Consider the following 19,381-nt stretch of genomic DNA (forward strand, 5'->3'; position numbering starts at 1 on the left):
AGAAGCCGAACGATGCGGTGGCTGTCGCCACAGCGTCTGGCATCAGACCAATCGACGACCGTTTCGCCATTGCGCTGGTGGTCGCCCTGTCCAGCGCTTGAAGGCCCGACAGAACGCCGCAACCTCGGCGAAGCCGCTCTGCTCGGCCACCTCCTGCACGCTGAGGTGCTCGTTGCTGAGCAGCCGCAGAGCGAATTCCCGACGTAACGACTCCTTGATCTGCCGCACCGAGGTGCCTTCATCCTGCAGCCGACGCCGCAAGGTGCGTGGCGTCATCAGCAGTTGCTGGCTGATCTCCCCTAGCTCTGGCATGTGCCGGAGATCGTAATGCTGCAGCAACAGCCTGACGCGAGTCTGCAAGCTGTTGTCCTGCACGGGCCGGTGCAGGATCACCCCCGGACAGTCGCGCAGAAACGCCTGTAGCTCGGTGTCGCTGCGCAGGATTGGCAGCTGCAGGACGCGTGGATGCAGATAGAAGCCACAACGGGGCTGGTCGTGGTGCAGCTCGCCAATGAACATCACCCGATACTCAGCCGCGTGACTGGGGGCCGGGTAGCCGAAACAGGTGGCGACGACAGGAATCTGCTGCCCGATCAGCCAGCCGGCGAAGCGCTGCCACATCAACAGAATGAACTCCTGCAGGAAATGATCAGGATCGAATTGCTGATGCAGATGCAAGCGGTAGAACACCAGTGGTGACTGCGCGGGCGCAAGATCCAGGCCGATATCCAGGTCGTCCCTGACAGCGGTATAGAAACGCGCGCTGCGCTCCAACATGCCGCCAAGGGTCTTTGCGCCCAAGGCGAACTCCGCCATGAGCGAGAACACGCCCCGCTTGCAGGCTCTTGGCGCCATCCCCATGAATTCGTCCGCGGTAGCGCGCCAGACCGCCTTGATCAATTCGCTGAGCTGATGTTCGGTGATCAACCTTTCGGGCTGATCGAGCCAGTGCGCTGGGATGCCGGCAGCGGCCAGCAACTGCAGCGGATCCGCCCCCTGTCGCACGGCGCCGCCGATGCCGGCTCGCAGGTAGTGATTGGCGATATGCGCCCTGGCCAACGACCTGGGCAACTCCGTCGCAGTCATTCGGCTGCTCCTTGGCTTTCCGCTCGGCAGTATGGCGCGTTTCCAATCCGTGATGGCCTATCCGATCAATCAAAACGACCGCAACGGTCATTCAAAGCACGCGAGCAAGCTCTTATTAATAGCCATGCACCTGCTCGGTGACCGACCAGAACAAGAACAATCAAAGGGCTCAGCATGAACGAACAGACCCTGCGGGGCGCGGATTGCGCAACCAGCGAAGATGACCAGACACTGTTTCAGGATTCGGTGCGACGCTTTCTTCAACAGGAAGTGGCGCCCCACTACGAGCAATGGGAAGCCGACCACCAGCTGCCACGCGCGCTCTGGCATCGCCTCGGCGAAGCGGGCCTGCTCGGCGTAGACCTGCCGGAGCAGCTGGGTGGCTGCGCAGCAGGAGTCGAGACCTGCCTGATGATCTGCGAGGAAATATCCCGCCAGGGCTTCGGCGGGCTAGCCAGCGGCTACAACATCCACGCCAACATCGTGATGCCCTATATCCACCACCTGGGCAACCCTGCGCAGCAGGCTTGCTGGCTACCGCGCATGGCCGCTGGCGAAGTGCTGGGCGCCATTGCCATGACCGAGCCTGGCGCCGGAAGCGATCTGGCCGCCATGCGCGCCAGTGCGCAGAAGGTTCCTGGCGGCTGGAAGCTCAACGGCAGCAAGGTATTCATCACCAACGGCCTGCTGGCGGACATGGTGATCGTCTGCGCCAAGACAGACCCGAACGCCCGGGCCCGCGGCGTCTCGCTGTTTCTGGTGGATACCACTTTGCCAGGCTTTTCTCGCGGCAAAGCGATCCGCAAGATCGGCCAGCACGCCAGCGACACCGCCGAGCTGTTCTTCGACGATCTGATCGTGCCGGAGGATGCGCTGCTTGGCGACGCGGGCAAGGGCTTCGCCTATCTGATGCAAGAACTGCCTCGGGAGCGTCTGGGTGTGGCAGCGCAAGCCATCGGAGCCATCGACGGCGCCCTGCAGCTGACCCTGGACTACGTCCAGCAACGGCGTGCATTCGGTCAGCGCATAGCCGACTTCCAGAACACCCGCTTCACGCTGGCCGAAGTGCGTGCACACCTGGAGATGGGACGCGCCTATTTCGAGAAGTGCCTGCAGCGCTACGCCCGTGGAGAAATGAGCAGCACCGACGCAGCAGCCCTCAAGTTGATGCTCAGCGAGATGCAGTGCCGCTGCGTCGACCAATGCCTGCAACTGTTCGGCGGCTACGGCTACACCCTCGAATATCCAATCTCGCGCTTTTATGTGGATGCGCGCATCCAGACCATCTATGCGGGCACTTCCGAAATCATGAAAGAAGTGATCGCCCGCGACATGCTTGGGCCTGTGGCCTGACCGACCGACAAGAAGGAATTCCAGATGAACGACACAGTTGCGCTGCAGGACGTGGTGATCCTATCCGGCGCCCGAACCGCCATCGGCGACTTCGGCGCCAGCCTGTCGGGCTATAGCCCTGCCGAGCTGGGGACTTTTGCCGGCCGTGCCGCCATCGAACGCGCCGGCGTGGCGGCGGAGGAAATCGACCACTGCATCTTCGGCCACATCATCACGACCAGCCCGCAGGATGCCTACCTGGCGCGACATGTTGCCCTGAACTGCGGCCTCGCCGAGCACTCGGCGGCAATGAACGTGAACCGCCTGTGCGGATCATCGGTGCAGTCGCTGATATCCGCCGCGCAGATGATCCAGGCGGGTGCCAGCCGTCTCGCCCTTGCCGGTGGCGCCGAAAGCATGAGCCAGGGCGCGTATCTGCTGCCCAAGCTGCGTTTCGGTCAGCGCATGGGCGATGCAGCCGCCGTGGATCTGACCATCGGCATACTCAGCGACCCGTTCGGCAGCGGGCACATGGGCATCACCGCCGAGAATGTCGCCGCCCGCTATGGTTTCACCCGCGAGCAACTCGACCAGTATGCCTGCGACAGCCACCGCAAGGCTGCCAATGCAATGGCTGCGGGGCACCTGACGACGCAGATCGTCAGCGTCCCGATCAACAAGGGCCGTGCTGCCGGGGAGTTCTCTCAGGACGAGCACGTGCGGCCTGACACCACGCTGGAGGGCCTGCAGAAGCTGCGCGCAGCATTCAAGAAGGACGGAATGGTGACAGCCGGCAACGCCTCGCCGCTCAACGACGGCGCTGCGGCACTCGTGCTTGGCTCAGCGCAGGAAGCCGCCAGGCTCGGGTTGCGCCCCCGCGCCCGCTTCCTCAGCTACGCGTTCGCCGGTGTCGAGCCGCAACTGATGGGCTTGGGGCCGATTCCTGCGGTGCAGCGGGCGCTGACGGCAGCAAACCTACGTCTGGCCGACATCGACATCATCGAGTCCAACGAAGCCTTCGCCGCCCAGGCGCTAGCAGTGGCGCAGAGCCTGGAGTTCGATCCAGACAAGGTGAACGTCAACGGCGGAGCGATTGCCCATGGTCACCCGGTCGGTTCCACCGGGTCGATTCTCACCCTGAAAGCGTTGTATGAGCTTGAACGCCTCGGCAAGCGTCACGCGCTTATCACCATGTGCATCGGCGGCGGACAGGGCATTGCGCTGATTCTCGAGCGCCTCTGAATGCAGGAATAAGTTGCACCGAATAAGGCGGCGACCAGCGGCGAGTCGTTGGTCGCCCATGACCCTCATGCCGCAACAAAAATAATTATTCGAGGTATGCCCATGCGTCCGACGGTTGAAGTCCACCCTTCTATCCACCGCAACACCATTGGTGACGCCCTGCAACGCATAGCCATGCGGAGCCCCGAACAGATCGCCTTGCAGTACAGGGAGCGCCGCTGGAGCTTCCAGGCGCTGGATCGTGCGGCGAACCGTGTAGCCAATCATCTGCTGGCCCTTGGCCTGAGCAAAGCGGACCGGGTCGCGGCATACGGCAAGAACTCCGATGCCTACCTGATTCTCTGGCTTGCCTGTACCCGTGCCGGCCTGATTCACGTTCCGGTCAACTACTCGCTGACCGAACACGAACTGGCCTACGTACTCGACCAGTCGGGCGCCCGCGCCCTTTTTCGTCGACGACAGCCTGAAAGGCCTGGTCGACCGCATTCCGGCCCAGCGCCAACTGGCGATCCGCGGCAGTCTGCACAGCAATGAAACGACATCGGATCGCAGCGATATTCTCAGAATCGCCACCGGTTCCGCCTGCGATTTGCCACCTGAGGTCGACATAGCCGAAACCGATGTCGTGCAGATTCTCTACACCTCAGGCACCACCTCCGATCCCAAGGGCGCGATGCACAGCCACCGCTCGCTGATGACCGAGTATTCCAGCTGCCTCCTGCACCTCGATATAAAGGCCAGCGACCGCTGCCTGGCAGCCCTGCCTCTCTACCACTCGGCACAGATGCATGTGTTCACCATGCCGGCGCTGCTGGCCGGCGCCTTCAGCTGCCTGACGGATACGCCGACGCCTGAAGAAATTCTGCGACTGCTCAAGACCGAACAGCTGAACAGCTTCTTCGCGCCACCAACCGTCTGGATAGCCCTGCTGCGCCATGAGCAATTCGTCGAGGCGCAACTACGGCACGTACAGAAGCTCTACTACGGCGCCTCGATCATGCCGGAGCCAATCGCCCGGGAGCTGGGCGCGCGATTGCCGCAATCGGGCCTCTACAACTGCTACGGTCAGAGCGAGATCGCCCCGCTGGCGACGGTCCTGACGCCCGAAGAGCACAGGGAGCGGCCGACATCCTGTGGCCGGCCGGTAAGCAACGTGCTGACGCGGATAATCGACCCCTCCACCGGCGAAGAATGTGCCCCCGGCGTTGCAGGTGAGCTGGTCCACCGCTCGCCGCAGCTGATGGTCGGTTACTGGGAGAAGCCGGCCGAAACCGCCGAGGCGTTCGCGGACGGCTGGTTCCACTCCGGGGACCTGGGCTACCGCGATGCGCAGGGCTACATCTGGATCGTCGATCGCATCAAGGACATCGTGAATACCGGCGGCGTGCTGGTCGCCAGTCGCGATGTGGAGGAAGCGCTCTATCGGCATCCACATGTCGCTGAAGTAGCGGTCATTGGCGTGCCCGACCAGAAATGGATCGAAGCGATCGCCGCCGTGGTGGTCCTGAAGCAGAACGCCACGCTGGATGCGCAGGCACTGCTGCACCATGCCCGTGCTCACCTCGCGCCGTTCAAGGTCCCGAAGCATGTGCATTTCGTGGAGCAACTGCCGAAGAATTCATCAGGCAAGCTGTTGAAGCGGGTACTGCGCGTCCAGTTCGGTGCGTCAGCGCGCAGCAGCCTGGGCGAAGCCGGCGACAACCTTCAGCAGAGCGAGGCCAGCGCCAGATAAGGATGACGCTGGCCTCGAGTCACGCGGTCAGAACCCGCCCGCAGGGGAGGATCTAGGCAGCTTCGGCAATATCGCCGTGAGCGATGCAGGAAGCAGCAGTGAAGAGCACATCGGTCGAAGAGTTGAGCGCTGTTTCGGCCGAATCCTGCACCACGCCGATGATGAAGCCCACCGCCACCACCTGCATCGCCAGGTCGTTGGAGATGCCGAACAGGCTGCACGCCAGCGGGATAAGCAACAACGACCCGCCGGCCACACCCGATGCGCCACAGGCACACACGGCGGCCAACAGGCTCAGCAGAACCGCCGTGGCGATATCGACCTGAATACCGAGGGTGTTGACCGCAGCCAGGGTCAACACGGTGATGGTGATCGCCGCACCGCCCATGTTGATGGTTGCGCCGAGCGGGATGGATACCGAATAGGTGTCCTTGTGCAGCCCAAGTCGCTGGCACAGCTGCATGTTCACCGGGATGTTGGCGGCCGAACTGCGGGTGAAGAACGCGGTGATACCGCTCTCGCGCAGGCAGGTGAACACCAGCGGATAGGGATTGCGGCGAATCTGCCAGAACACGATCAAAGGATTCATCACCAGCGCCATGAACAGCATGGCACCCACCAGCACCAGCAGCAGGCGCAGGTAACCCAGCAACACATCGAAGCCCGAATCAGCCAACGTGCCAGCAACCAGCCCGAAGACGCCGAGCGGCGCGAAGCGAATGACCACCTTGACGATCAGCGTGACGCCATCGGACAGATCACCAATCAGCCGCCGTGTGCTGTCCTGCGCATGACGGAAGGCGAAACCGAGGCCGATCGCCCACGCGAGAATGCCGATGAAGTTGCCATTGAGCAGCGCGCGTACCGGGTTGTCGGCGACATTGAACAAGAGCGTCTGCAGCACCGCGCCTACGCCCGAAGGCGGAGTGACGTCAGCCGCTCCACTCACCAGCGTGAGCGTGGTGGGAAACATGAAGCTCGCCAGCACGGCCACCGCCGAGGCGCTCAGTGTGCCAAGCGCGTAGAGCAGGATGATCGGCCGTATATGGGTAGGCTGGCCACGCTTGTGATTGGCCAATGACGAGGTCACCAGCACGAACACCAGAATCGGTGCCACCGCCTTGAGCGCCTGCACGAACAAGTCGCCCAGCAGCGCTACCGATTTCGCCGCAGCCGGCAGGAAAAGCGCCAGTAAGGCGCCGGCCACCAGGCCGACCACGATCTGGGCGACCAGGCTGGTACGACTGATGAAGCGGATGACTCTAGGCATATCGGACATAAACGCGTCTCGCAGCTAGGAAGGGAACGGCCCGGAGGTGGCCATTCCTGCCATGGAAAAACGCGGGATGGTACGCCGCTCGCCCGGCAATGCCCAGCGTTGCGCTGTCACGGGGCTGAAAGAGCGTCGCAGTCTGACGGCTGAGGAGATGGGCGCCGTCAAACGACGCCCATGATGTGGATCAGACCTGGAAGCGCGCCACGAGGTTGTTCAGGTCGATGGCCAGGCGGGCCAGCTCCTGACTCGCCGCGCTGGTCTGGTTGGCACCGGCCGACGACTGCAGCGACAGATCCCGGATGTTCACCAGGTTGCGGTCGACCTCGCGGGCCACCTGCGCCTGCTCTTCCGACGCACTGGCGATCACCAGGTTGCGCTCGCTGATCTGGCTGATAGCACTGGCGATACCATCGAGCGCCTCGCCTGCAGCGCGCGCCAGCTCCAGCGTCGTCCTGGCGCGCTCGTTGCTGAGTTGCATCGCGTGCACCGCCTTGTCGGTACCCTGATGTACGTCGCCAATCATCTGCTCGATTTCCTGGGTCGACTGTTGCGTGCGATGTGCCAGTGCCCGCACTTCATCGGCCACCACCGCGAAACCGCGGCCTGCATCCCCTGCCCGCGCGGCTTCGATGGCGGCGTTGAGTGCCAGCAGGTTGGTCTGTTCGGCGATCGAGCGAATCACGTCGAGCACCTTGCTGATATCACGTACCTGCCCGGCAAGCCGTTCGACTTCGGTGGCCGTCTGCGTTACGTCGTCGGCCAGCAGGCCAATCGAGTCGACCGTGCGAATGACCTGCTGGCGACCGTGCTGGGCCGTCTCGTCGGACTCTCGCGAGGCCTCGGACGTCGCCACGGCGTTGCGCGCAACCTCATCGACCGCCGCAGTCATTTCGTTGACTGCAGTGGCCGCCTGTTCGATCTCGTGATTCTGCTGATGCAGGCCGCGGGTCGAGTCCTCGGTCACGACATTGAGCTCTTCCGCCGCTGACGCCAGCTGGTTGGAGGAATCGGAAATCCCCTGGATGGTTTCACGCAGGCTGCGCTGCATCGCCTGCAGCGCACTGAGCAGGCGCGCCGGCTCGTCGCTGCCGACAACCTGGAAATGGCGGGTCAGGTCGCCACCGGCAATCACCTCGGCAACGCCCACAGCTTCAGCCAGCGGTTGGACGATACTGCGTGTCAGCAGCATGGCGAGAATGATGGTAGCGATAAACGCCAGGATCATCGCAACGACGACGCCCTGGAAAGCGCTGGCTGCTACCTCAAGGGCATGGGCACTCGCTGCATTAGCTGCGTTGCGGTTGAGGCCGATAAGGTCATAGACAGCTTTCGAGGTACTACGGGCATGCTCGTTCAGCTCCCCCCGGGTAATTTCGATCGCCTCCTCCATGCGATTCTGCAAGGCGAGTTCTACTATCCTGCGCTGAAAGCTCTCGTAGCGTGCCAGCGACTGGTCAAAGTTAGCCAGCAACGCCTTACCTTCGGTATCTTGTATCAGCCGATCAAGATCCTGTCGCTCCTGAGCCAGCGTCTTGCGTAGGCCGTCAAGGGTTTCCGCACCGCGGCTGCGCTCTGCCGGCTCGCTGATCAACAGGCGCAAGGTGCTTGCACGGATCATCAGGAACTCCTGATTGACCTGACCGAGCAACTGAATCGTTGGCAACAAACGCTGGTCGACCTTCTCCGCGTCACCCTCCATCGCGGCAATCCTGGTCAATGCGAAGACACCGAGCAGGAACACCAGCAATGCCACCACGGCAAAACCCAATCCGGCCCTCAGGGCAATTCTCATCTGTCTAAACATGGCAAGACCTCACTTCGACTACGGGATATAACCGTATATCGGGCAAGGTCATGCATTACTTGACAAGCGACAACAAATATATTTATCGCAATTGAGAATCCATCTTTTTCAACCTCGGGATTACCTTCGGGTCAAACTCGGAAGCCGCCGACCAGACCATTCAAACCAACCGCCAACCGTGCCAGTTCTTGGCTCGCCGCACTGCTTTGGCTCGCCCCAGCGGACGACTGCAGCGACAGATCGCGGATATTCACCAGATTGCGATCGACTTCCCGTGCTACCTGGGCCTGCTCCTCCGACGCACTGGCGATGACCAGATTGCGCTCGGAGATCTGACTGATCGCAGCAGCGATTTCTTCCAGTGCTTCGCCGGCCGCACGCGCAAGGTCCAGCGTGGTACGTGCACGCTCGTTACTGACCTGCATGGCCTGCACTGCGCGGTCGGTTCCCTGATGCACGTCGCCGATCATCTGTTCGATCTCCTGGGTCGACTGTTGCGTCCGGTGCGCCAGCGCCCGCACCTCGTCGGCGACCACCGCAAAGCCGCGTCCCGCATCACCTGCTCGTGCGGCCTCGATAGCCGCGTTGAGCGCCAGCAGGTTGGTTTGCTCGGCGATCGAACGGATCACATCCAGCACCTTGCTGATATCGCGCACCTGCGCCGCCAGCCGCTCAACCTCGGCGGAAGTCTGGGTCACATCGCCGGCCAGCTGGCCGATCGAATCGACGGTGCGGATCACCTGATTGCGCCCATGCTGTGCCGTCGCATCGGAATCTCGGGAGGCTTCGGAGGTAGCCACGGCGTTGCGCGCCACCTCGTCCACCGCCGCTGTCATCTCGTTGACCGCAGTGGCGGCCTGCTCGATTTCGTGGCTCTGCTGATTCATCCCACGGGTCGAATCCTCAGTGACCACGTTCAGCTGCTCGGCAGCGGATGCAAGCTGACTGGACGAATGAGAGATGCTCTGGATGGTGCCGCGCAAGCGCTCCTGCATGGAACGCAGTGCCGTCAGCAATCGCGCCGGTTCGTCCCGGCCGACGATGTCGATATGCCGCGTGAGATCACCACTGGCCACCACTTCGGCAATGCTCACCGCCTGTTGCAATGGCTGGACGATACTGCGGGTGAAAATCCATGCCAGCACAACCGTCAGCAGCACAGCGAGCACGATCGTCCCGATCATCCAGGCCTGCGAGCTCTGGAAGATGGCCGCGGCCGAGGCCGCCGAGAGTGCGGATTGCTCGTTGTTGAAGGCAGTCATCCTGGCAACTGCTTCGTTCAAACCGGTGCCGGCCGTGTTCAGCCTGGAGCCGACGACCTCAACGGCCTCCTCGATCCGGCCCTGGCCTTCCAGACGGACAATTTCTGACAGCACCTCGTCGAACGCGGTACGCGCACGCTGGTAGTTCTGGAACAGCTCGCGTTCCTGCGGATGGTCCACCGTGCGCTGATAGGCATCCTCGAGGCTCGACAGCTCGTTGCGAAAACGAGCCAGGGTGGCGCGGTTCTCTTCGACCCGCGTGCGATCGATGATCAGCCGCAGCGTGTGAATCCGCGTGCGCAGGGTGTGTTGGTTGAGGTCACCGAGCGCGACGATACTGGGCAACCATTCATCGCTGAGCTTTGCCGCTTCGCTGCGAATCTTGCCCATCTGCAAGATGGCAAACAGCCCGAGCAGCAGGACAATCAGACCGATGAGGCCGAAACCCAGCGCGGATCGCTGAGACACATTCATGTTCCGAACAAGCATTGAGGCATTCCTCTCGAAATTTCCAGCGCTGCTCTGGCGGGCAGGCAGCGGCGTCATCTGCCATATCGTGTCGCAAGCGACTGACTTGAACGTTCGAGAGGTATTCCGTCGAATATCGGCCGGATAAGCGACGGACGGAGACGAATCGAGTCACTCACTCCACAATGAAGCGCTGCTCAAGAATTTTGCGATCCCCCTGGAAGACCAGAAAATGCCAGTCGCCGGCGACGAGTTCGTGGGATTCGGTGAACTCGAACGCCATGACGTCCTGAGCGCTGTCCGGCACCAGCTTCTGTACGACCTCGAACTTGTCGTGTCGCTGCCCATCCGGCGTCACCACGCCAGGGGTCAGGTACAACAGCGTCAGCGGCATGTCGCCCTCGCGTTTGCCTTGCAACCTGTAGCGCACACCGAACTTGATGCCAAGGCGCGCCGGAACGCGGGTGGTGTGCTCGATCGCAGGATCGCTGCGACTCAAAACTCGCTCACCTGGCTGCAGATCTAGTTGAGGGTTGCTGAACAGGCCGTATTCCACCGGCCCGGTGACTTCTACCGCTGCCCCTACTAAACCGCTAAAAAGCAGCAGGCCAACTAGCGAAAACGCACGTAACACTGGCATGTGACACTCCTGTCCGAAGAAAAGACAGGAGCCTATGAAGCACGGATGACAGCCTGATGACACTCAACGCAGAGCGTCTTGGCGCTTGCGGGGCAGCAGAGAGAGAAAGTTGTCACGTGCGACCTGATGAGCAACCTGCTCCGGCAACGCATCGAGAAACGGTGCGAATGCCGCCATACCGTCGGCCAGACTGCCAAAGCGGCCGACCACATCCGACCCCAACACGAAACGAGTTGGATGCCGCTCGACCAGCTTGACCCACGCGGGGTCGGCATTGCCGCGCTCGTCCAGCAGATAAGGCTTGAGCATGGTCCAGGACAGATCGATATAGAGGTTCGGGTAATCATCGAGCAGGCGACTGACCGTTTCGTGCAGGAAGGTCAGCTTCTCCTGATGTCGATGCAACTCCATGCTGGTACCGGCGTGCGCCCAGATGAAGCGGGTATGCGGGTGGTTGCGCAAAGGTTCTTCCAGCTCGACCAGATAAAGCGGATTGCGCTCGCGCTTGGAGGTGATGTTGGAGTGCAGCATCACCGGCAGATCGAACTCCGCTGCCAGGTGATAGACCCTGGCCAGCGCCTCGTTGTTGGCGCGCGGTGTGTCGCCTTCGGTCAGGGCAGTCACATCGTCATGACGCGTGAAAATCTCACCCAGCCCCTGCCAGAGCCCCGGATGCAGCTCAAGCATGCGGCGGATATGCGCATCGGCATTCTTGTCGTTGGGGTTGAAGCCGGAGAGGAAGGGATGAAAGCGCTTGCGCTGTTCCTCGTCCAGCTCCTCCAGAGCCGCGGCTACCAGCACATCGGTGGCGCTGTACCAATACACCGGCGCATCGTCACCGGCGTAATAGCGCGGCCGCTTGGGCTCGTTCTCGTGCCATTTCTTGGCCACCGGGATGCCGCTGATCATGACATGGTCGATGCCGCCGGCATCCATCGCCTCCAGCAGCTTCTGCATGCCATCGGTTTCCTGGAAGAAATCGACGTAGTGCAGATGCGCGTCGCTATAACGGTACTCGCGTCCTTCTGCTGCAGCTACAAGCGGCAACAAGCAAAGCGCGGCGAGGGAAAGAATTCTGGGAATGTACAAAGCACGGTCCTCCTGACAGCCAGCGAGTAGACCGTGAGCATTGCTCACCGTTCAGCTTTGCCGCAGCCCCGCACAATGAGCTCTACCCTCCCTCGCATACCCCCTCCTGTATTGATTGGAATCAAAGCCGACACAGGAGGGTAGTTCTAGTATCGCCGGAACACTCGACCGCGCGGCTTCATCAGGCTAGGCGCGCCAATCCTCAGATGCAGCAGGCAAGGAACCTACCATGGCTATGAAAACCATCAGCGCACGCGGAGAGCTGAACGCCGGAATGGCGATCGTGGTGGAGTGCGGCAATCACCGTCTGACCATGGACCAGCCGAAAAACGCAGCAGGCCAGGATCTAGGGCCCACTCCCCTCGAGGCCATCCTGGCAGCCGTGGCCGGCTGCTTCGGCACCATAGGCCGTTTCATCGCGCATCAGCAGAAGATCGAACTGCGCGGCATGCGCTTCGAGATCGAGGCCGATTACGACCCTGCCGGTCTTCTTGGCCGCGACCCGGAAGTACGCCCAGGCTTTCAGGAACTGCGCGTGAAAGTCGAAATCGACGCCGATCTGGATCAGGCAGGCAAACAGGCGCTTCTCGAACAGATCGAGAAACGCTGCCCGGTGGCGGACAATCTCACCCACGGCACCCGCCTGGTCAGCGTGTTGCTATGAGCCTCTGACAAACGAAAACGGCCCGTCAAGGACGGGCCGTTTGGGCATTGCGCTTGCGGATCAGGCAGAAAGCTCGACCAGCAACTTGTTCAGGCGCTGTACGTAGGCAGCCGGATCTTTCAGGCTGTCCCCTGCCGCGAGCGCGGCCTGATCGAACAGGATGTGCGAAAGATCGGCGAAGCGATCTTCATCCGGCTCGGCGTCAAGTTTCTCGATCAGAGGATGCTGCGGATTGATCTCGAAAATCGGCTTGGACTCTGGCACCTTCTGCCCGCTCGCCTCGAGGATCTGGCGCATCTGCAGGCCGAGATCCTGCTCGCCGATGGCGAGGATCGCCGGTGAGTCGGTCAGACGGTGGGAAACCCGCACTTCTGCGACCTCGTCACCCAACGCTCCCTTGAGGCGCTCGATCAGCCCTTCCTTGGTCTTGGCGATTTCTTCCTGGGCCTTCTTGTCCTCCTCGGAGTCCAGCTTGCCCAGATCCAGATCGCCGCGCGCCACATCGGCAAGCTGCTTGCCATCGAAATCGGTGAGGTAGCTCATCAGCCACTCGTCGATACGATCGGTCAGCAGCAGCACTTCGATGCCCTTCTTGCGGAAGACTTCCAGGTGCGGACTGTTCTTGACCTGCGCGTAGCTCTCGCCGGTGAGGTAGTAGATCTTGTCCTGACCTTCCTTCACGCGGCCGAGGTAATCGGCCAGCGAGACCGACTGCTCGCCGCTGGCGTCGCTGGTGGAGGCAAAACGCAGCAGACTGGCGATCTTCTCCTTATTGGCGAAGTCTTCTGCCGGACCTTCCTTGAGCACCTGGCCGAACTGCGACCAGAACTTCTTGTAGTCCTCCGGCTTGTCCTTGGCCAGCTTCTCCAGCATGTCCAGCACACGCTTGGTCAGTGCCGACTTCATCGAGTCGATCACCGGATCCTTCTGCAGAATTTCGCGGGATACGTTCAGCGACAGGTCATTGGAATCGACCACGCCCTTGATGAAGCGCAGGTACAGCGGCAGGAACTCGTCGGCCTGATCCATGATGAAGACGCGCTGAACGTAAAGCTTCAGGCCCTTCGGCGCTTCGCGGTGATACAGATCGAACGGCGCACGGCCAGGCACATAGAGCAGCGATGTGTACTCCAACTTGCCCTCGACCTTGTTGTGGCTCCAGGACAGCGAGTTGTCGAAATCATGGGCGACGTGCTTGTAGAACTCCTGGTACTCCTCGTCTTTCACGTCAGTGCGCGGACGGGTCCAGAGGGCGCTGGCGCGGTTGACCGTCTCCCACTCGGGTTCAGTCGACTTGTCCTGCTCCTCGCCATGGAACTCCTTCGGCAACTCGATGGGCAGAGCGATGTGGTCGGAGTACTTCTTGACGATGTTGCGCAGGCGCCAGCCATCGGCGAACTCTTCCTCGCCCTTCTTCAGGTGCAGGACGATACGAGTACCGCGCTCGGCCTTTTCGACCGTGGCAACTTCGAACTCGCCCTCGCCTGCCGAGGACCAGTGCACGCCCTCGCCGGCCGGCGTACCGGCTCGACGGCTGTAGACATCGACCTTGTCGGCGACGATGAAGGCGGAATAGAAGCCAACACCGAACTGGCCGATCAGGTGCGAGTCCTTCTTCTGGTCGCCAGAGAGGTTCTTCAGGAAGTCGGCGGTGCCGGATTTGGCGATGGTGCCCAGATGCGCGATCACGTCATCGCGGTTCATGCCGATGCCGTTGTCTTCCAGCGTGACGGTCTTGGCATCCTTGTCAAAGCTGAGGCGAATCTTCAGATCGGCGCCGCCCTCGAGCAGCTCTGGCTTGGCCAGGGCTTCGAAGCGCAATTTGTCGGCAGCATCGGAGGCATTGGAAATCAGCTCCCGTAGGAAGATTTCCTTGTTGGAATACAGCGAATGGATCATCAGATGAAGCAGCTGCTTCACTTCAGTCTGGAAGCCCAGGGTTTCTTTTTGAGTCTCCACACTCATCGTCTACAAACTCCACATCATCTCAATGGCACGGACCGCGACTGCGGCGATGTCTGGCAGATGGGGGCATGACGGTAGATTTCAAGGGCGACCGACGCCGCGAGGCGTCGGTCCGAGCCCATCAGGGCTCGACGAGTTCCAGCAGCACGATTTCGCCTGGTGCCAGGTTGTAGGTTGCCTCGCCGGGTCCACGAATGACCCGCTTGATGATCAGATTGCCTTCGCTGTCGAGGCCACCGAAGCGCCCCTCGGCGACGCCACCACGCTCGGTATGGGCACGCATCAACAGGTGCTGGTAGCGACCGGGGTTGCGCAGCACCTGCTCCATGGAAAAGCGCAGACGCCGATCCAGACTGCTCGGCGGTGTTTTGGCATTTACTGCTTCGGTCGTCTCGCGGGCAGGCGCGACCACCTCGACGGGCTCGGCCAACGGCGGATAATCATCACCCTTTACCTGCCAGCCCTGCTCGCCTTTGCCAAGATGCAGGGTAAAGCTCTGCCGCTCGCCTTTGATCTGCGCTTGAACGTCCAATTCCAGCTCAGCGGCCGGCAAGGTGAACGTGGGTACGGTTTCAAGCGTCACCAGCCGACTCGCATGTCGGCGTTGCAGGTAGTCCTCGATCACGAACACCACAGTATCGCGCGAGTCGTGGTGGCGATCGACCTGGCCGTCGCGGTAGCGCAGGCGATCGGTGTACAGCTCGACGATGCCGGTAAGGCTGGTTTCAAACTGCGGCGGCAGCACAAGGTGGAAATCGCCGCGCAGCTTGTTCGGCGCGACTGGCTGCAGATCGAGGTGCAGCGTGTAGCCGCGGTTCAGACGGCGCGATTCGGGAAGTTGTTGATCCTGGCTCAGCCAGGCGATTTCAACTTCTGGCAAGGTGCCGACATCGTCGGGCAGCACATCCATACGCAGCGCACCGTCGAAACGCTCGCGCAGACGGATGGTCACCTCCTGGCGCGCGAATAAGCCCTGGCCTTCACGCAAGGTCAATACACCATTGATGATCTCGCCTCGTTGCGGTGCGAACTCGCGGCCATTCAGCTTCCCGCGTACGCCCATCGCAAGTTCGGGCTGCGTGTGGATCGGCAACCAGCGCAGGCTGAAAATCGCCTCCAGCCGCTCCGCGTCGCGGTTGGCCAGCAAGGACAACCCCACGATAAGCGGAATGACACCCAGGCAGGACAGAATCAGCGCCTTGCGTGCCACGCGCCAGTGACTGAACACGAACGCCAACGTCAGCGGAGGCAGCAGGCTGCCCAATCCCCACAACAGGCTCGTGGCAAAAGCCTGACTGATCAGCCAGATGAAACCGGCGAGAATCAGCAGCAAACCGCCAAGTATCAATAGTGCTTCCATTCGAATTCCTTCACGCAATCGCACAGGGTATCGGCGCACACCGCAACGCCGCTTCCCATGACGAAAGCGTCAGGGCTCGTCGATCTTGAAATGGCAGCGGGCGGTGGCGATGGGCTCGGCCTGATGGGTCTGCCAGGCGGTGATCGCTACGTTGGCGACCCTACGGCCCTGACGCCAGACCTGGCAGGCGGCAAAGGTGTCACGATAGTGACCGGCACGCAGATAATCTATCGAGAAGTCGATGATTTTGGGCAAATGTGGCGCACCCATGAACATCAGCAGATGCAGCAGCGCGGCGTGCTCCATGAAGCCCGCAATCACCCCGCCATGAATGGCCGGAAGCGGGTTGCCGATGTTGTCTTCGTTCTGCGGCAGGCGAAACACCATCTCGTCGCCTAACCGCAGGCATTCGATACCGATCAGCTTCGCATACGGCACGAGTTTGATCAGGGAGTCGTAATCATTGCTGGCATGGGCGTTGCGCACCAGCTCGTTGAGATTGAGCTCGCTCATGCCGCACCGTCCTTGCTGAATATGCCCTGGCTCGCCTTGCCCATGCGCATGAACGTGCCCACTACATGAGCGATGGGTTCGTTGATGTCGCGCTGGTAGGCGACGCCGCGGGTGAAGATCACCGTCGGCGTAACGCGATAGCACTCGGCGAAACCGAAGATATCGTGACCTGCCTCGGCCGGGTGCATGTAGTCGATACGCAGATCGAGCGTCGGGCAGACCTCGAGTTCCGGCAACGCACAGGCGGTGGAGATGCCGCAGGTGGTGTCCATCAGCGTCGTGATCGCGCCGCCGTGAACGCCCCCGGTTTCCGGGTTCCCGATGATTTTCTCGCTGTAAGGAAGGCGCAGGGTCAGCCCTCTGCTGTCGGCGTGCTCGACACTTAGACCCAGCACCTGGCAATGCCGCAGGAAGGACAGGAAGCGCTGCGTGCGCTCGAGTATCTGGCTATCGCTCATTCGAGTTCTCGGGGGATTGAATCAAAGGCCGCGCATGATACCGACTTGCCATATAGCGCCCTACTCCTTGGGCATTTCGGCCGGGGAAGTTGGCGTGAATACCATCACCCCGAGCACGTCGGAATGAAATTCGCGGCGATAGAGGATCAGTACCACGCCTGTGGTAACGAGCATGAAGAACCAGGGATGAACGAACCAGGCCAGCGTCGCCATGCCGAAATAATAGGCACGCAGGCCGAAGTTGAACTGATTGGCCGCCATGGAAAGGACCCGCGCCGCGCGCTCGGCAAAGGCCTTGCGCTCCTGATCGCTGACGTTGCGCTCCCCCACCATCGGTGCCGACGCCACCAGCACCGCGGCGAAGTTGTACTGGCGCATGCACCAACTGAAGGTGAAGAAGGCGTAAACGAAGACCACCGCCAGGCACAGCAGCTTGATTTCCGACAGCCCGCGGCTGACCGGCTGGGCGAACGGCAGGTCGGCCAGCAGCGAAACCGCACGTTCCGATGCGCCCAACGCGGTCAGGATACCGGCGAGGATGATCAGCGTACTGGATGCGAAGAAGGAGGCGTTGCGTTCCAGATTGCCGATTACGTTGGCATCGGCGATTCGGTTGTCGCGCAACAGCAGGCGCTGCATCCAGTCCTGCCGATACAGGTGCAACACGCTGGCCAGACAGGCGGTGTCGCGTCCACGCCAACCCGCGTACCGGGTGTAACCAGCCCAGCAGACAACAAACCAGATTACGGCAATCAGATGCGGCAGGTTTGAATCAGAAAAGGTCATGGCGCGCCCTCGGGAAACGTGGCGAGATTATAGCCAGCACCGCTGCGCTGAAAGCGACCAAAGGGCAGCACAACGGCGCAGGTCTGGTTGCCAGCTGCGCCGCGAGCCATAACGCGGACGCTTAAGCGTGGCGCTGCCGGTCAGCACGCCCAAGCAGGCGATCGGTAGCAACAGCCAGAACCAGCATTACCAGCACCGGAACCAGCCAGCCCATGCTCTGATCCGCCAACGGCAACTGCGCAAACAATGCCGGAACCCAGTTCCCCAGCCCCGCAGCGGCGAGACCATCGACCACGCCGAAAATCAGGGTCACGCCCATTACCGGCACGAACACCCGCGTGGGCGATACCCAGAAACGGTCCAGCAGGCTCAATGCGACCAGCACGATCGCCAATGGATACAGCCCCACCAGTACCGGCACCGATACGCTGATCAACTGCGTCAGCCCCTGATTCGCTACCAACAAGCTGAACAGAGCAAAGACAACCACGACGGTGCGATAGGACACGGGCAGTAGCGCGCTGAAGAATTCGCCACAGGCGGTCGTCAGGCCCACTGCGGTGGTCAGGCACGCCAGGGTGATGACCACCGCCAGCAACAGACTGCCCGGTGTACCGAAGGTGTGCTGCACGTAGGTTGTAAGAATCTGGACGCCATTTTCCGCTCCGGCGGCGATGCCCTGGCTGGTGGCGCCGAGGTAGAACAGTGCCAGATACACCAGCGACAAGCCGATCGCCGCGATCACGCCGGCAATCATCGAGTAGCGGGTCACCAGGGCCGGCTCGGTCACACCACGGTCTCGGATGGCAGTGGCAATCACGATCCCGAACACCAGGGCGCCGAGGGTATCCATGGTCAGATAGCCTTCCAGGAAGCCCTTGATCAGTGGAGAAGCGCGATAGCTCTCGGTAGCGGCGCCGACCTCTCCCGCCGGAGCGAAGATGGCCGCACCACCGAGCACCAACAGCGCAGCCAGCAGCACCGGCGTGATGAACTTGCCAATTCGATTGACCAACTGACCGGGATTCAGCACGAGGAACAGCATGGCGGCGAAGAACACCAGCGTGTAAAGGAACAGCGGCATCCCGGCGTTACCACTGAACGGGGCGATCCCCATCTCGAACGAGACGACAGCTGTACGTGGCGTGGCGAACAGTGGACCGATCGCCAGATAGACAGCGACCGCCAATACGGTACCGGCGACGTTGCCGAGCGGCGCGGTAAGCCGGTCCATTCCGCCGCCAACGCGAGCAAGCGCAACAACCGTCAGCAACGGCAGGCCGACACCTGTCAGCAGAAAGCCCAGTGCCGCATGCCAGACGAACTCACCCGAAGCCATACCGGCGCTGGGCGGGAAGATGATATTGCCGGCGCCAAGGAACAGCGCAAAGGTCATGAAGCCAAGGGCCAGCAGGTCAAAGCCTTTCAAACGATTCATGCAGGGAGAACTACCAGAGAAATAAACGGCGCGAATGAAGTGACGCACGCGCAGCGAAAGCGGCGGGTCAGCGATTCAAATAGGCCTGATGATGGGGATTCGGGTTTCCTTCAGGGATAAGGGGAAACGTCACCCAGCCGGTTGGGCCGAGTCCTTCGATGCACGCCGTCGCTCTTGTGAAACGAACATGCGTATGAATGAGCGGCAATGATGCCACGATGCAGCCAGATTGCCGACCAGAACGTCGGCAGTGCTTGCGAAAAGTA

Annotated in this window: 17 protein-coding genes; 5 read left to right on the forward strand and 12 right to left on the reverse strand. The window is 61.5% G+C overall.

Features of this window, described 5'->3' with window-relative positions:
- Positions 1-42: 42 nt before the first annotated feature.
- Entirely contained in the window at positions 43-1,086 is a 1,044-nt protein-coding gene (locus tag PSEST_RS12060) for an AraC family transcriptional regulator (protein ID WP_015277257.1), read from the reverse strand.
- Between the two features lie 174 nt (positions 1,087-1,260).
- Between PSEST_RS12060 and PSEST_RS12065 the strand changes: the two genes are divergently transcribed.
- The 4 genes from PSEST_RS12065 to PSEST_RS22475 all read left to right on the forward strand — a co-directional run bounded on the left by PSEST_RS12065 (position 1,261) and on the right by PSEST_RS22475 (position 5,392).
- Positions 1,261-2,439 carry an acyl-CoA dehydrogenase family protein gene (locus tag PSEST_RS12065; protein WP_015277258.1) on the forward strand — a complete coding sequence of 393 codons (1,179 nt, stop codon included), beginning with the start codon at positions 1,261-1,263 and terminating at the stop codon, positions 2,437-2,439.
- Positions 2,440-2,463: 24 nt separating this feature from the next.
- Positions 2,464-3,660: a beta-ketothiolase BktB gene (bktB, locus tag PSEST_RS12070; protein ID WP_015277259.1), complete on the forward strand. Its 1,197-nt coding sequence runs from the start codon at positions 2,464-2,466 to the stop codon at positions 3,658-3,660.
- 102 nt (positions 3,661-3,762) lie between these two features.
- Complete coding sequence (locus PSEST_RS22470) at positions 3,763-4,194, forward strand: AMP-binding protein (protein ID WP_256378017.1); 432 nt, start codon at positions 3,763-3,765, stop codon at positions 4,192-4,194.
- A gap of 55 nt (positions 4,195-4,249) precedes the next feature.
- The gene (locus PSEST_RS22475; RefSeq protein ID WP_256378018.1) at positions 4,250-5,392 is read left to right on the forward strand and encodes an AMP-binding protein; all 1,143 of its coding nucleotides are present in this window, start codon (positions 4,250-4,252) and stop codon (positions 5,390-5,392) included.
- A 52-nt stretch (positions 5,393-5,444) separates the two neighbouring features.
- Here the strand turns inward: PSEST_RS22475 and sstT are convergent, their stop codons facing one another.
- The 5 genes from sstT to PSEST_RS12100 form a co-directional block, all read right to left on the reverse strand.
- Positions 5,445-6,671, reverse strand: a complete 1,227-nt coding sequence (gene sstT, locus PSEST_RS12080; protein WP_015277261.1) for a serine/threonine transporter SstT — start codon at positions 6,669-6,671, stop codon at positions 5,445-5,447.
- Positions 6,672-6,852: 181 nt separating this feature from the next.
- On the reverse strand, positions 6,853-8,460 hold the full coding sequence (locus PSEST_RS12085; RefSeq protein ID WP_041756657.1) for a methyl-accepting chemotaxis protein: 1,608 nt from the start codon (positions 8,458-8,460) through the stop codon (positions 6,853-6,855).
- Between the two features lie 143 nt (positions 8,461-8,603).
- Positions 8,604-10,223 carry a methyl-accepting chemotaxis protein gene (locus tag PSEST_RS12090; protein WP_015277263.1) on the reverse strand — a complete coding sequence of 540 codons (1,620 nt, stop codon included), beginning with the start codon at positions 10,221-10,223 and terminating at the stop codon, positions 8,604-8,606.
- A 154-nt stretch (positions 10,224-10,377) separates the two neighbouring features.
- A complete protein-coding gene (locus PSEST_RS12095; protein ID WP_015277264.1) occupies positions 10,378-10,842 on the reverse strand; it encodes a DUF3859 domain-containing protein in 465 nt (154 codons plus the stop codon).
- A gap of 63 nt (positions 10,843-10,905) precedes the next feature.
- The gene (locus PSEST_RS12100) at positions 10,906-11,931 is read right to left on the reverse strand and encodes an amidohydrolase family protein (RefSeq protein WP_015277265.1); all 1,026 of its coding nucleotides are present in this window, start codon (positions 11,929-11,931) and stop codon (positions 10,906-10,908) included.
- 229 nt (positions 11,932-12,160) lie between these two features.
- Here PSEST_RS12100 and PSEST_RS12105 point away from each other — a divergent pair, with 229 nt between their 5' ends.
- Positions 12,161-12,595 carry an OsmC family protein gene (locus PSEST_RS12105; RefSeq protein WP_015277266.1) on the forward strand — a complete coding sequence of 145 codons (435 nt, stop codon included), beginning with the start codon at positions 12,161-12,163 and terminating at the stop codon, positions 12,593-12,595.
- 60 nt (positions 12,596-12,655) lie between these two features.
- On the opposite strand, the gene htpG is transcribed toward PSEST_RS12105, so the two are convergent.
- The 6 genes from htpG to brnQ form a co-directional block, all read right to left on the reverse strand.
- Complete coding sequence (gene htpG, locus PSEST_RS12110) at positions 12,656-14,560, reverse strand: molecular chaperone HtpG (RefSeq protein WP_015277267.1); 1,905 nt, start codon at positions 14,558-14,560, stop codon at positions 12,656-12,658.
- Positions 14,561-14,681: 121 nt separating this feature from the next.
- Positions 14,682-15,920 (reverse strand): hypothetical protein, encoded by a 1,239-nt coding sequence (locus PSEST_RS12115; RefSeq protein ID WP_015277268.1) that lies wholly within the window; start codon positions 15,918-15,920, stop codon positions 14,682-14,684.
- 69 nt (positions 15,921-15,989) lie between these two features.
- The gene (locus PSEST_RS12120) at positions 15,990-16,433 is read right to left on the reverse strand and encodes a PaaI family thioesterase (RefSeq protein WP_015277269.1); all 444 of its coding nucleotides are present in this window, start codon (positions 16,431-16,433) and stop codon (positions 15,990-15,992) included.
- Complete coding sequence (locus PSEST_RS12125; protein ID WP_015277270.1) at positions 16,430-16,891, reverse strand: PaaI family thioesterase; 462 nt, start codon at positions 16,889-16,891, stop codon at positions 16,430-16,432. Before PSEST_RS12125 ends, PSEST_RS12120 begins: the two co-directional genes overlap by 4 nt.
- Before the next feature lie 60 nt (positions 16,892-16,951).
- Positions 16,952-17,677: a DUF599 domain-containing protein gene (locus PSEST_RS12130; protein WP_015277271.1), complete on the reverse strand. Its 726-nt coding sequence runs from the start codon at positions 17,675-17,677 to the stop codon at positions 16,952-16,954.
- Between the two features lie 121 nt (positions 17,678-17,798).
- Positions 17,799-19,115 carry a branched-chain amino acid transport system II carrier protein gene (gene brnQ, locus PSEST_RS12135; protein ID WP_015277272.1) on the reverse strand — a complete coding sequence of 439 codons (1,317 nt, stop codon included), beginning with the start codon at positions 19,113-19,115 and terminating at the stop codon, positions 17,799-17,801.
- Between the last annotated feature and the right edge of the window lie 266 nt (positions 19,116-19,381).

Source organism: Stutzerimonas stutzeri RCH2 (assembly GCF_000327065.1).
In the GTDB taxonomy this organism is placed as follows: domain Bacteria; phylum Pseudomonadota; class Gammaproteobacteria; order Pseudomonadales; family Pseudomonadaceae; genus Stutzerimonas; species Stutzerimonas stutzeri_AE.